Below are 13,050 nucleotides of genomic sequence, written 5' to 3'. Positions count from 1 at the left end.
GATGTCCCGCCGACCCTGTCCCTGCCTGTTATCTTTGCCAAAGGCAAGCGTTTCGTCATGCGATTTTTCGTCACCGCCGACGGCATTGTCCAGTCCCTGTGCGGCTTGCCGCACCCGGAAATTCCCGTAAAGATATATGCAGTTGCGAGCTCAGAGGTCCCCGATTGATGCGATATCCGCGCGATCTTCATGGTTATGGCGAGAACCCGCCCGATCCGAAATGGCCCGGTGGCGCGGCCATCGCGGTCCAGTTCGTGGTCAATTACGAGGAAGGCGGGGAAAACAATATCCTGCACGGAGATGCCGCCTCCGAAGCCTTTCTGTCCGAGATCGTGGGCGCCCAGCCCTGGGAAGGGCAGCGCCACTGGAACATGGAATCGATTTATGAATATGGCGCGCGGGCGGGGTTCTGGCGGCTTTATCGCCTGTTCACCGCGGCCAACACCCCGATCACCGTTTATGGTGTGGCAAGTGCGCTGATGCGGTCGCCGGCCCAGGTGCGCGCGATGCGGCTTGCGGGCTGGGAGATCGCCAGCCACGGGCTCAAATGGGTTGAATACAAGGACAAGTCCGTCAAAGAGGAGCGCGCGGATCTCAAGGAGGCGATCCGGCTGCATGTCGCGGCAACGGGTACGCGGCCGCGCGGCTTTTATCTCGGGCGCTGCACCGAAAATACGCTCGATCTTGTCACCGAGGAAGGCGGCTTTGCCTATGTGGCGGACAGCTATGCCGATGATCTGCCCTATTGGCATGAGCATGATGGCCGCGCCCAGCTCGTCGTGCCCTATACGCTCGATGCCAACGACATGCGGTTTGCGACCCCGCAGGGGTTCAATTCGGGCGACCAGTTCTTCACCTATCTCAAGGACACGTTCGACACGCTTTATGCCGAGGGGCTCGATGGCGCCCCGAAGATGATGAGCGTCGGTCTGCATTGCCGGCTGGCGGGCCGGCCGGGACGGGCGGCGGCGGTCAAACGCTTCCTCGATTATGCGGCAGGGCATTCGAAGGTCTGGTTCGCGCGGCGGATCGACATTGCCGAACACTGGACGCGGACGCACCCCTATGAGGCGCCGGCACTGATGCCGACCGTCATGCACCGGGCGCAGTTCGTCGAGCAGTTCGGTTCGGTATTTGAACACTCCCCCTGGATCGCCGAGCGCGCCTATGACGGTGAGCTGGGTCCGGCCAACAACACCGCCATTGGTTTGCACGGGGCGCTTTGCGCTGTCTTTCGCCTTTCGAGCGAGGATGAACGGCTCGGGGTGTTGCGGGCGCATCCCGACCTTGCGGGCAAGTTGGCGGCAGCCAAGCAGCTCACGGCAGAATCCGCCTCCGAGCAGGCCGGGGCCGGGCTCGATGCGCTGACCGATGCCGAACGGGCGCGGTTCACCGATCTCAACACGCGCTATATGGAAAAGTTCGGCTTTCCCTTCATCATCGCGGTCAAGGGGCTCGACAAGGCGGATATCCTTGCGGCCTTTGAAGCCCGGCTCAACAACGACCGGGCGACCGAGTTCATCACCGCCTGCCGCCAGGTTGAGCGGATCGCGCTGTTTCGTCTGTCGGACATGTTGCCGGCATGAGCCGCCACGTCACCATCGAACCGCTGGCGCGGACGGCGTTTGCGCCTTTCGGGCAAGTGCTCGACACCGATGGCGACGAGCGTTTCACGATCAATGCCGGTATGACCGAACGCATTCACGCGCTGGGAGAGATCGAGATTGCGGGGCAGGGCGGCAAGCCGATCCTGTCTATCTTTCGCGGGCAGCCCTATACGCTGCCGCTCACGCTCAAAATGGTCGAGCGCCATCCGCTCGGGTCGCAGGCCTTCATGCCGCTCAGTGACCGAGAGTTCCTGGTGATCGTTTGCCCCGATGAGGGCGGAGTGCCGGGGCGGCCGCGGGCTTTTCTCACCGCGCCGCATCAGGGGGTCAATCTCAAGCGCAATGTCTGGCACGGGGTGCTGACGGCCCTCGATGCGCCAAGCGACTTTTTGATCGCGGATCGCGGTGGGCCGGGCGACAATCTCGAGGAATACCATTTTGATGATCCCTATGTGATCGAGGCGCCGGAGGGGAAAGCGTCATGAGAATGATTTTGGCCGCTGCGCTGGTGGTTTCCGGTCTTGGGCAGGCGCTGGCGCAGGACGATGCAGACTGGGTCGGTTACACCAATGGCCGGCTCGGCTATTCGCTCGAACTGCCGATCGGGCAGTTCACGGCGCTTGAAAATTCCTCGGGCATCGACTGGGTGGCGCTCGAAGAAAAGGATGGAGAGGCCGCCATCCGTGCCTATGGCCGGGAGAACTTCGAGGATTATTCGATCACCCAAGCGCTGGTCGAAATTCTCGGCGACGGGCGGGCGCGGCGGATCACCTATACGGCGCTCAGGGACGACTGGCTGGCGCTGTCGGGCTTTACGACCAGCGATCTCGCCTATCCCGAGGATACGATCTTTTATCTCAGGGCCGAGATGAATGCGGACCGGTCCGCTTATTCGGTGTTCGAGATCACCTTCCCGACCGCGCGGAAGCCGGAGTTCGAAGCGATGGTCGAGCGGCTGTCGTTCTCGCTGATCCCGCCGCAGACCTGCGCAGAAAACCCGCAAACCCTCATTTGTTTCGAAGACCGGTTCGCGGGTCCGAAATCGTAGGCGCGCCTTGAGGTCGACGCCGGTCTAGATACCCGCAAACCATTCATAGCCGCGGTCTTCCCAATAACCGCCATGTCCGCCCTCGATATCGGAGAAGTCCGAAACGAGTTCGATGCGGCGGATATATTTGGCCATTTTGTAGCCGAGCTGGCGCTCGATGCGGACCCGCAGGGGCGCGCCATTGGCGACGGGAAGAGGATTATCGTTAAGCGTGTGGGCCAGTATGGTCTGGGGGTGGCGCGCGTCGATCAGGTCGCAGCTCTCATAGTAGAAATTGGGCCCCGACAGCGAATTGCCGAGCGAGTCATAGCAGCGGAAGACGACATATTTCGCTTCCGGCTTCACCCCGGCCTGATCGAGCACGGGGCCGAGCTGGGGGCCGGACCATTTGGCGATGCAGCTCCAGCCCTCGACGCAATCGTGGCGCGTGATCTGGGTGCGGGCCGGCATGTTGCGCAATTCGTTCAGCGAAAAGCTGACCGGGTTCTCGACCAGGCCGCCGATCTCGAGCCGGTAGCTGTCGAAATTGCCATTCGCCATGGTGCGATATTCGCTTGATGAGGGATTGCGCGAGCCATTGGGCCGCTGGCCCTGGCGGATTTCGCTTTCGGCATATTCGCGGGCGAGCGCATCGCGTCCGAGCAGCAGGCGCTGGGCGTGATAGGTCAGCGAGTTGGCGCCTTCGAGAAAGTTTCGGGCGGCCCCGTCACGGTCGCGAAGGAAGTCGAACTGGTCGCAGCCGGCAAGGGTGGTCGAGGCGGCGACGATGCCGCTGCCGCGCAGAAAGTTGCGGCGGGTGATGAGGCGCTTGCTCATTTGCTCTCTCCCTCATGATTGCCGGTGGATGTGCGGTACCAGCCGGTGATCATCGAGCGCATCTCGTTGAGCGGGCCGGCGAGGATAACCATGGCGATGTGGACGATGAAGAACAGGACCAGCAGTGCCATGGTGATGAAGTGAATGGTGCGGGCGGTCTGGCGGCCGCCAAAGATGTCGAGGAGCCAGGGCCAGGCGGCGTCCATGCCCGGAGACATGGTCAACCCGGTCAGAACGATCAGCGGAAACAGGATGAACAGCACACCGAAATAAGCCCATTTCTGCAGCGGGCTGTAGCTGCCGCCGTGGTCAAATTTGAACTTGAGGTGCTGAACGATATCGCGCGGCAGTTCCGTGATGTCGCGAACCCGCGGGATGAGATCGCGCCAGGCGTGGCGGTTGAGAAAACTGGCGAGGAACCAGACGAACAGCGTGCCCACCAGAACCCAGGCGAAGAACAGATGCACAACCCGACCCGTGGCGAGGTCGCGGTTCGAGGGGATGGTGGCCCAGCTCGGGAAGCCGCGGACGTCGCGGTTGTCGGCGCCCGACAGGCCCAGAACCCCGGTGGTATCGAATTCCTGGCCCAGGATTGTCGTGATGCCCCGGCGTTCGCCATCCACGGCGCGGGCGCGGGCCGAGAAGACCGTGTTCTCGTATTCGAAGCCGGATTCGGAGCCGATATAGAGCTCTGGATGGGCGTTGAAGATCTGCAGGCCCGAGAGCAGCAGGAAGAACAGCGAGATTGCCCAGACCCAGTGGGTAACACGCGTCCAGGCGTTCTGTCGGTAGATCAACCGGCCCTTTTTGCGTTGCTTGCCACCGGGGGTTGCCGGATCGGTTTCGCTCGTCTCGGTCGCCATGGTCATTTTCCTTGTCCTCACCGAAACTACGGATCGGGCCCCAGCATAGTTTCGCCGTGCCCATACGCCACTCACCGCTCATCAACTGTCGCTGAGCATTCAGTGAACGGCGTTCCGGTTAAGCTCCAACACGGCTAGCATGGGCATTCAAGGGAATGGGAACGCCTTTTCCCGGGCAGGGAGGATATCATGAGACGTCTGGTGATAGTGGCGCTGGTTGCCGGGGCCATCGGCTTTGTGGCAGGGGCCGTGTTCTGGTGGCTGGCCTCGCCGCTGTGGACGCGGGTCGAGGTCAATGAAAGCCTTTCGGCCGAAGCGCAAACAGCGGTCCTGGCGTCCGGGGCGTTCCGCGATGCCGACGCGGTGCACAAGGGTTCGGGCGATGTCAGCCTGTTCCGCGGCGCCGATGGGACGGTTACCCTGAGGATGACCGATTTCTCGGGCACCAATGGGCCGGATCTCAAGGTCTGGCTGGTGGAAGCGGAGAATATTCAATCCAGTTCGGACGTCACGGCCTCGACCTATTTGTCCCTCGGGCCGCTCAAGGGCACAGATGGGGACCAGAACTACACTGTGCCGGCCGATGCGGATGTGGGACGCTTTAACTCGGTTGTCATCTGGTGTGAGGCATTCTCGGTTCTGTTCTCGACCGCCGATCTCGAACCGGCGTGATTGAACCTGAGGCCGGCCTGCCGTGTTTTGGACGCAAGGGACCGGTAGCAGTTCATATGCCGGTGAATTGAGATGCGGAGCAACGTCATGGGCCTGAAGACCAAGCAGACGCGACATGAAGCGGCGGAAAACCCTGCCGGACTGTTGAACCGGCGGCGTTTTCTGACTGGCGGGGTGGCGCTGGCCGGAGCCGCGGGACTGGCAGGCTGTGCAACCGGACCGAACGGGTTCACGGCCCGGCTCGATCAGCTGCAGGACGATCTCGATCCGGCCTTCCTGACTATGTACGGCCCGATGCCTGAGGAACGGTTCGAGGTCGCAGGGATCTCGCCCTTGCGGTTTCCGCCGACCCTGTGGCGACGCGAGGTTGCCGACCCGACAGGGGAAGCGCCGGGCACCATCGTGGTGCGGACCGGCGAGCGGCGGCTTTATCATGTGCAGTCGGGCGGGCGGGCCATGCGCTACGCCTGCGGTATCGGCCGCGAGGGTTTTGCCTGGTCAGGCCGCGCCCGTGTCGGGCGCAAAGCGGAGTGGCCGACCTGGACCCCTCCTTCGGCGATGATCGAGCGGCAGCCCGAGCTTGAAGAATACCGCTATGGCATGCCGCCGGGGCCGCGCAATCCGCTCGGTGCACGTGCGCTCTATCTGTATGATGGCGGGCGCGATACGCTTTATCGCCTGCACGGGACTTCGGAAGTCTGGTCGATCGGCAAGGCCGTGTCCTCGGGCTGCGTGCGCCTTTTGCAACAGGACATCGTTCACCTTTACAACAACACCCCTGTCGGCACCCGCGTGGTTGTGGTTTGATCCCGCCGCATCCTTCCTGACCGCACGCCTTCAAGGAGTCCAGCTGCCCCGATGACCGAGACCGTGACCTATCTCGCCTATGGTTCGAACATGCTAACCGGGCGGCTGGTGGCGCGTTGCGCCTCGGCGCAGCCTGTGGGGATCGCCTCGGTTCCCGATTACCGGTTGGTGGCCTCCAAGACCTGCAGCGACGGGTCCGGCAAGGCGGGCATCGTGCCGGCGGCTGGACATGTGGCGCATGGGGTGCTTTTCGATCTCAGCATTGCCGATGTGGCGGTGCTCGACCGGTTTGAGAATCTCGGTGTCGAATATCACCGCCACGATGCGTTTGGCGTGATGATGCCGGACGGGGCCGCGCGCACCGTGATGACCTACCTGCCGGACGAGAAAGATCTTTTCGGCGATATCCCACCCTATGACTGGTATTGGGGGCTGGTTGCCGCAGGCGCCCGTGAACACGGGATTGCGTCTGACTACGTCGAAATGCTCGAGGCGATTGCCCGGATCGAAGACCCGGTTGCGGATCGTCCTTCGCGGCTCGAAGCGGCCCGGCTTCTGGAGGAGGCCGGATATTGGCCAAAATCCCGTGCGAGATTTTCCGCTTGAATCACAGATGGTTGCGCGTGCCAGTTTAGAATGCTTATAAATTATTGATTTTATTATTGAATTTCGATCATGACATGGGTAGGTCAGGTGGGCCGGAGCCGTCTTCAAGGGGCTTCGCCGAACCACACCCCGGACCTTGACCCCGGAAGGAGAACTGAATGACCCTTATGAAAAGCGCTGGCTTGAGCGCTACTCTGGCGCTGCTGACCGCGCTGGCTGGTCCTGCCGGCGTGGCGCTGGCGCAGGATGAAGAAGCGGGCGTTTCCGCCTCTGCGGTGGTGACCCACTATGCCGATATCGCGCTGGCCGCCTATCAGGATTCGCTGATCGCCGCGCTCGATCTTGATGATGCGATCGAGAAGCTGCTCAATGAAACCACCGAGGAAAACCTCGAGGCTGCCCGCGAGGCCTGGATCATTGCGCGCGTCCCCTATCAGCAGACCGAGGTCTATCGCTTCGGCAACCCGATCGTCGATGATTGGGAGGGCAGGGTGAATGCGTGGCCGCTCGATGAGGGCCTGATCGATTATGTCGATCCGGGCTATGGCAGCGAAAGCGACTCCAACCCCTTGTATTCGGCCAATGTGGTGGCCAACCCAAACCTCGTCATCAATGGCGAAGAGGTGACGATCGACCTCATCACCCCGGAAGTGCTTTCGGATGTGCTGCACGAGGCTGACCAGGTGGAAGCGAATGTGGCGACCGGCTATCACGCCATCGAATTCCTGTTGTGGGGCCAGGACCTCAACGGCACCGAGCCCGGCGCCGGCGAGCGCCCGGCTACCGATTACAGCCTGACCGAGTGCACCAACGAGAATTGCGACCGCCGCCGCGACTATCTGAAGGCGGCGAGTGAGTTGCTGGTGTCGGACCTTCGCGAAATGGTCGATGCCTGGGCCGCCGATGGCGATGCCCGGCTGGCGGTGACCGGCGGCGATCCGAAGACCGGCCTGACCGCGATGCTGACCGGCATGGGCTCGCTGAGCTATGGCGAACTGGCCGGTGAACGCATGAAGCTGGGGCTGTTGCTGCACGATCCCGAGGAAGAGCATGACTGCTTCTCGGACAACACCCATGCCTCGCACTATTTCGATGCCGTTGGCATTCAGAACATCTATCTCGGTCGCTATATTCGCATGGACGGCACCACTCTCGAGGGGCCTGCGCTCGCGGACTATGTGGCTGAAACCGATGCCGCTCTCGACCGCGAAATGCGCACCAAGCTTGGCGTGACCATGGCGCGGATGCGCATCATGGCGGCCAAGGGCGCCGCGGGTGAGACTTATGACCAGCTCATCGCCGAAGGCAATGAGACCGGTCATCAGGTGGTGCAGGCCGTCATTGACGGGTTGGTCGATCAGACCCGGTCGATCGAACGCGTGGTGACCGCTCTCGATCTCGGTGATGTGAGCATCGAGGGGTCGGACAGCCTCGACAGCCCCAACGCGGTATTCCAGTAGGCCTTGAGGCCTGAACCCGATGACACCGCCGGCGCCCCCAAGTGATGGCGCGCCGGCGGGTATTCCGCGGCCTGCGGCCGCGTCCAGAACCCGCGCGGGGCCCCTGCGGCCTTGCGAGACATTGCCCGGCGGGACGGCCCCGTCCTATGCATGTCCAGGACCGTCGTCTGCTCGACGCCCGGGGCGTCTGTCAAAGACCCTTTGGGCGTGGTGCCTCGGCGCCGGCCACGCCCGCGCGGTGATGTCTTTTCCTGGCGCAAACGAATTGACCGAGATGATCCGTACAACACTCGCTTTTGCCGTCGGCACCGCCGCTCTGTTCGTTGCGGCCGCCTTTGCCGGAAACGATGCGCCGGTCCGCACCGATCTGACCGATGAGGATCTTGCACGGGTCGCAGCGGTCACCGCGCCGGCCGAGGATTTCACCGAGGCCGAGCCCTTCGAGGCGATGCAGGGCGGGGCCGCGACCTCGCGGAAAAAGATCAATCGCGACGCATTTTCCAATTTCTCCGCCAATATCAGCTTTGCCGAGGAAGAGACGTTCAAGCTCGGCAATGCGCTGTTCCGCAAGCTCTGGGTGTCGTCGCCGTCCTCGACACAAGCCTCTGACGGGCTTGGCCCGCTGTTCAATGCGCGGGCCTGCCAGTCCTGTCACTTGAAGGATGGACGCGGGCATCCACCCGAAGGGATCGAGGAAAGCTCGGCCTCGATGTTCCTCAGGGTATCGGTGCCGCCATCGACCCCCGAGGAAGAGGCGATGATCGCCAATCTCGAGACCGACGTGATCGCCGAGCCGACCTATGGCACCCAGATCCAGGACCTTGCGGTGCCCGGGCTACACGGCGAAGGCACCATGGAGATCACCTATACCGAACAAGAGGTGACGCTGGACGACGGCACCGTCGTCAGCCTGCGCGCGCCCGAATATGCGCTCACCGATCCTGGCTATGGAGAGCTGCATCCCGATGCGATGTTCTCGCCCCGGATCGCGCCGCCGATGATCGGTCTGGGGCTTCTTGAAGCTGTACCGGAAGCTGATATTGCCGCCTGGGCCGATCCGGACGATGCGGATAGCGACGGGATCTCGGGGCGGTTGCGGCATGTGCGCGACCCGGAGACCGGCGAGGTTGTGCTGGGGCGTTTCGGCTGGAAATCCGGCGCGCCGTCGGTCCGGGCGCAGACCGCGGGCGCCTTTGCCGGGGATATCGGCATCTCGACCCCGCTGGTAAACAAGCCGCATGGGGACTGCACGGCGAACCAGCCCGATTGCCTCGCTGCCCAGACCGGGGAACAGGCCCGGCTCGGGGAGACCGAAGCGCCCGATCCGGTGCTTGATCTGGTGACGTTCTACTCGCAGAACCTGGCCGTGCCGGCGCGGCGCGATGTCGATGATCCGACGGTGCTGGCGGGCAAGGAACTGTTCTACGGGCTCGGTTGCACAAGCTGCCATCGACCGAAATATGTGACCAGCCGCGAGGCGGAGATTGATGCGCTCAAGTTCCAGTTGATCTGGCCCTATACCGACATGCTGCTGCACGACATGGGCGAGGGGCTGGCCGACCATCGGCCCGAGGGAACGGCCAATGGCTATGAATGGCGCACACCGCCGCTCTGGGGGATCGGGCTGACCGAGACCGTTTCAGGGCATACCTTGTTCCTGCATGACGGGCGCGCCCGCTCGCTGACCGAAGCAATTCTGTGGCATGGGGGCGAGGCGCAGGCCGCCCGTGACGGCTTCGCCGCGCTCGATGCCGCCGACCGTGATGCAGTTCTGACCTTCCTGGAGAGTCTTTGATGGGATTTCGCCGCCTGATCGCCGCCGCCCTTATTTCGCTACCGCTAGTCTCCGGAGCCCTGGCGCAACAGGACGCCGGTGCGGAGGCCAGCCACCGCGAGATTCTCAGGGCGTCAATCAACCAGTTCATTCTGCCTGGCTATGAACGACTGGAACAGGAGGCCGAACTGCAAGCGCATATGATCGGCGCGCTTTGCGACGCGCCGGACGACGCGGCCCTTGGCCAGGCGCGGCACCAGTTCGAGGCGCTTGTCCGGGCCTGGTCGCGCATCGAGGTGGTCAGGTTCGGGCCGATCCTGGCGGACAACCGGCTCGAGCGCATCCTGTTCTGGCCCGACCGGCGCGGCATTGGCCTGCGGCAGGTCCAGGGGATCATCGGCAACAAGGACGAGACCGCAATCGACCCCGACACGCTCAGGCAGAAAAGCGTGGCGGTGCAGGGATTGCTGGCGCTCGAATTCGTGCTGCACGGAACCGGCAGCGAAGATCTGGCAACCGCGGAGGGCGCGTTCCGTTGCCGCTATGGCGAGGCAATTGCCACAACCATCCAGCGCACGGCGGGCGAAACCCTTTCCGACTGGGACGCGGTCGACGGCATCCGGTCGCGCCTGCTCGACCCCAAAGACAGCTATGCCGATTATCGCACCGAGCAAGAGGCCATGCGCGAGATTATCGGTGTTTTCGTCCACGGCGCTGAATTGCTGCGTGATACGCGGCTGATACCTTTCATCGGTGTCGACGGGGAAGAGAGCAATCCCAGGCAGGCGCTTTACTACCGATCCGGGCTGACCCTCGAGGCGCTGCAGTCGAGCGTTGCCGGGCTGCGCATGCTGTTCATCGTCTCGGGCCTTTCGGACCTTCTGGAAGACGAAAACCGGTATGTCGGCGGGGCGTTCGTGTTCGAGATGAACAATTTCCTCGAAACGATCGGTTCCATCGAGACCGACGCCGTGAGCGCGCTCGATGATCCGGACGCGCTGGCGCGGCTCAAATATCTGATCATCCTGACCGGCTCGATCCAGAATGTTGCGGTCAACCAGATCGCGGCTGAGTTGGGCCTGTCGGTCGGCTTCTCCGCGCTTGATGGAGACTAGAGGAGACTGACGATGTGGCAGAGGCGCGATTTTCTCAAAATGGCAGGCGCCGGCTTTGCCGCCGGGCTGATGCCGCAGGGGGCGCTGGCGCTCGAACGCGCCGATCTGGTGCTGGTTTCGGCCTGTCAGAAATCGGACGGAGACTATGCTGCGGCGCTGCTCGATGAGACGGGCGGGCTGATCGCGACGGTCGATCTGCCGGGGCGGGGGCATGACGTCACCCAATGCCGGACGACGGGCCGACTGGTGGTCTTTGCGCGGCGGCCGGGCACCTTCGCAATCGTCTTGAGCCCGAAAGGCGAAACTCTCGCCACGATCACCTCGGTGCCGGGCCGGCACTTTTTCGGGCATGGGGTGTTCTCGCCTGACGGCAAGCTGCTCTATGCGACCGAGAACGATTATGACGCGGCGCGCGGGGTGATCGGGGTCTATGACGCGACCGACGGATTTCAGCGGGTTGGCGAATTCGAGTCCAATGGCATCGGGCCTCACGACCTGACCCTGTCGGCGGATGGAAGGGTGATGTGTATCGCCAATGGCGGTATCGAAACCCATCCCGATTTCGGCCGGCAGAAGCTGAATATCCCGATCATGCAGCCCAATCTCACCTTCATCGATCCGGTGCATGGGGACGTGATCGCCACCCAGGCGCTTGACCAGGATCTGCATCAGCTTTCGCTCCGCCATCTGGCGCCGGGTGCCGATGGCACGGTGTGGGTCGGCGGACAGTATCAGGGCGCGCCTGACCGGCTGGTGCCGCTTGTCGCACGGGCGGGGCCGGATCTCGCGCTTGATTTTGCGCCGATCGCTGACCCGGTGCTGGCGAAACTCTCGAACTATGTCGGCTCGGTTGCCGCCAACGCCGAAGGCGACCGCGTCATGGTGACATCGCCGGTCGGGGGTACGGCGCTGGTTCTCGATGGCAACGGTGCGGTCTTGGCCGAACAGTCCCTTGCCAGCGTGTGTGGTGCTGCCTCGGCGCAAGGCGGATTCTACCGTTCGACCGGGGAAGGTCAGCTGATCGATGCGGCCGACCGAGTGGTCAGCGAGCCGGTCAAGTTCGACAATCACCTCTACGCTGCGGCCGGGTGATGGCTCTTAGGTAGCCCGCATCAGGTGCGGCTCCAGGTTTTCGATCATCTCCAGGCATTGCGAGATCTGATCGACCGAGACGAATTCGTTCGGCTTGTGGGCCTGCTCGATGGAACCAGGCCCGCACAGCACCGTCGAAATCCCCATCTGCTGAAACAACCCCGCCTCGGTGCCGAAGGACACGCATTCGGGTTCCTCATTGGAACCGGTGAGGGCGGCGCACAGCTCGATCGCCTCCGAGCGGGTCATGGGTTCGAGCCCGGCGACTTCTCCCAGCACTTCGGTAATGATCGTGGCTTCGGGATGCACCGAGCGCATGCGAGGCAGGAGTTCGCGAATGACGAAGTCCTCGATCTGCTCGCTGACAAAGCGGAAATCGGCCTGGTTGACGGGCCGCATTTCCCAATCCACCTCGCATTGGCCGGCGATGACATTGCGGGCAATGCCCCCGGCCATGCGGCCGATCTGGATGGTGGTCCAGGGCGGGTTGAAGGGCGAGTCGGCAGGCGCGCGGCGCTTGAGGTTTTCAGCGGTTTCCATCAGCTTGTGCACGTAGCGCACGGCATATTCGACGGCGTTGACGCCCTTGTCGGGCTCCGAACCATGCCCTTCCAGACCGGTGAAGCGGGTGGTGTATTCGCAGCAGCCCTTGTGGCCCTTGATGATGCGCATCGAGGTCGGCTCGCCGATGATGCAGGTCGCCGGGCGGCGGCCTGTCGCCTTGAGGTGGTCGAGCATGACCTGGGCGCCGAGACAGCCGACTTCCTCGTCATAGGTGAACGCGAAATGCAGCGGACGGGTAAGCGAGCGGTCGGCGAATTCGGGGGCGAGGACCAGCGCGCAGGCGATGAAGCCCTTCATGTCGCAGCTGCCGCGCCCGAAAAGCAGGCCGTCGCGCATTTGCGCGCTGAAGGGATCGCTCGACCAGTCCTGACCCTCGACCGGCACGACATCGGTGTGGCCGGAGAGCACGATGCCGCCATCGGCGTCCGCCGGACCGAGGGTTGCGAACAGATTGGCCTTCTGCCCGGTTTCGTCATGGCTGAGTTCGGTATGCGCACCCAGCGCCTTGAGTTCCGCTTCGACATCGGTGATCAGGCCGAGATTGCTGTCGGCAGAAACGGTGGGATAGGCGATCAGTGAGGACAGCCGGTCAAGGGCGCTTTGCGTGAGGCGATGGATCACGAGGC

Annotated in this window: 13 protein-coding genes; 10 read left to right on the top strand and 3 right to left on the bottom strand. The window is 63.1% G+C overall.

The features are described from left to right. The first annotated feature begins 167 nt into the window (after positions 1–167). Genes puuE through G489_RS0112690 form a run of 3 tightly spaced genes read left to right on the top strand, consistent with a single transcriptional unit; the run spans position 168 to position 2,655 of the window. Complete coding sequence (gene puuE / locus G489_RS0112700) at positions 168–1,586, top strand: allantoinase PuuE (RefSeq protein ID WP_029041855.1); 1,419 nt, start codon at positions 168–170, stop codon at positions 1,584–1,586. Then, positions 1,583–2,092: an ureidoglycolate lyase gene (locus G489_RS0112695; RefSeq protein ID WP_029041854.1), complete on the top strand. Its 510-nt coding sequence runs from the start codon at positions 1,583–1,585 to the stop codon at positions 2,090–2,092. The genes puuE and G489_RS0112695 overlap by 4 nt, the downstream gene beginning before the upstream one ends. After that, positions 2,089–2,655 carry a hypothetical protein gene (locus G489_RS0112690; RefSeq protein WP_029041853.1) on the top strand — a complete coding sequence of 189 codons (567 nt, stop codon included), beginning with the start codon at positions 2,089–2,091 and terminating at the stop codon, positions 2,653–2,655. Before G489_RS0112695 ends, G489_RS0112690 begins: the two co-directional genes overlap by 4 nt. A 24-nt stretch (positions 2,656–2,679) precedes the next feature. Here the strand turns inward: G489_RS0112690 and G489_RS0112685 are convergent, their stop codons facing one another. Together G489_RS0112685 and G489_RS0112680 are read right to left on the bottom strand one after the other, a co-directional pair. Further along, positions 2,680–3,471 carry a molybdopterin-dependent oxidoreductase gene (locus G489_RS0112685; RefSeq protein WP_029041852.1) on the bottom strand — a complete coding sequence of 264 codons (792 nt, stop codon included), beginning with the start codon at positions 3,469–3,471 and terminating at the stop codon, positions 2,680–2,682. Next, the gene (locus G489_RS0112680; RefSeq protein ID WP_029041851.1) at positions 3,468–4,334 is read right to left on the bottom strand and encodes a cytochrome b/b6 domain-containing protein; all 867 of its coding nucleotides are present in this window, start codon (positions 4,332–4,334) and stop codon (positions 3,468–3,470) included. Before G489_RS0112680 ends, G489_RS0112685 begins: the two co-directional genes overlap by 4 nt. Before the next feature lie 189 nt (positions 4,335–4,523). Here G489_RS0112680 and G489_RS0112675 point away from each other — a divergent pair, with 189 nt between their 5' ends. The 7 genes from G489_RS0112675 (at position 4,524) to G489_RS0112645 (ending at position 11,860) form a co-directional block, all read left to right on the top strand. Continuing rightward, a complete protein-coding gene (locus G489_RS0112675; RefSeq protein ID WP_029041850.1) occupies positions 4,524–5,006 on the top strand; it encodes a DM13 domain-containing protein in 483 nt (160 codons plus the stop codon). Positions 5,007–5,093: 87 nt separating this feature from the next. Beyond that, on the top strand, positions 5,094–5,813 hold the full coding sequence (locus tag G489_RS0112670; protein ID WP_210162607.1) for a L,D-transpeptidase: 720 nt from the start codon (positions 5,094–5,096) through the stop codon (positions 5,811–5,813). Positions 5,814–5,864: 51 nt separating this feature from the next. Continuing rightward, a complete protein-coding gene (locus G489_RS0112665; RefSeq protein ID WP_029041848.1) occupies positions 5,865–6,419 on the top strand; it encodes a gamma-glutamylcyclotransferase family protein in 555 nt (184 codons plus the stop codon). Between the two features lie 158 nt (positions 6,420–6,577). Next, on the top strand, positions 6,578–7,879 hold the full coding sequence (locus tag G489_RS0112660) for an imelysin family protein (protein ID WP_029041847.1): 1,302 nt from the start codon (positions 6,578–6,580) through the stop codon (positions 7,877–7,879). 274 nt (positions 7,880–8,153) lie between these two features. Then, positions 8,154–9,674 (top strand): di-heme oxidoreductase family protein, encoded by a 1,521-nt coding sequence (locus G489_RS0112655; protein WP_051332633.1) that lies wholly within the window; start codon positions 8,154–8,156, stop codon positions 9,672–9,674. After that, positions 9,674–10,768, top strand: a complete 1,095-nt coding sequence (locus G489_RS0112650; protein WP_035872570.1) for an imelysin family protein — start codon at positions 9,674–9,676, stop codon at positions 10,766–10,768. The genes G489_RS0112655 and G489_RS0112650 overlap by 1 nt, the downstream gene beginning before the upstream one ends. A 12-nt stretch (positions 10,769–10,780) precedes the next feature. After that, entirely contained in the window at positions 10,781–11,860 is a 1,080-nt protein-coding gene (locus G489_RS0112645) for a DUF1513 domain-containing protein (RefSeq protein ID WP_035872567.1), read from the top strand. Between the two features lie 6 nt (positions 11,861–11,866). Here G489_RS0112645 and argE read toward each other — a convergent pair whose 3' ends face one another. After that, the gene (gene argE / locus G489_RS0112640; protein WP_029041843.1) at positions 11,867–13,045 is read right to left on the bottom strand and encodes an acetylornithine deacetylase; all 1,179 of its coding nucleotides are present in this window, start codon (positions 13,043–13,045) and stop codon (positions 11,867–11,869) included. Positions 13,046–13,050 lie beyond the last annotated feature (5 nt).

The sequence above is a fragment of the Cucumibacter marinus DSM 18995 genome, assembly GCF_000429865.1.
Classification (GTDB): Bacteria; Pseudomonadota; Alphaproteobacteria; order Rhizobiales; family Devosiaceae; genus Cucumibacter; species Cucumibacter marinus.
The sequence above is the reverse complement of the archived record's forward strand: the minus strand, read 5'-3'. Positions and strand labels throughout refer to the sequence as shown.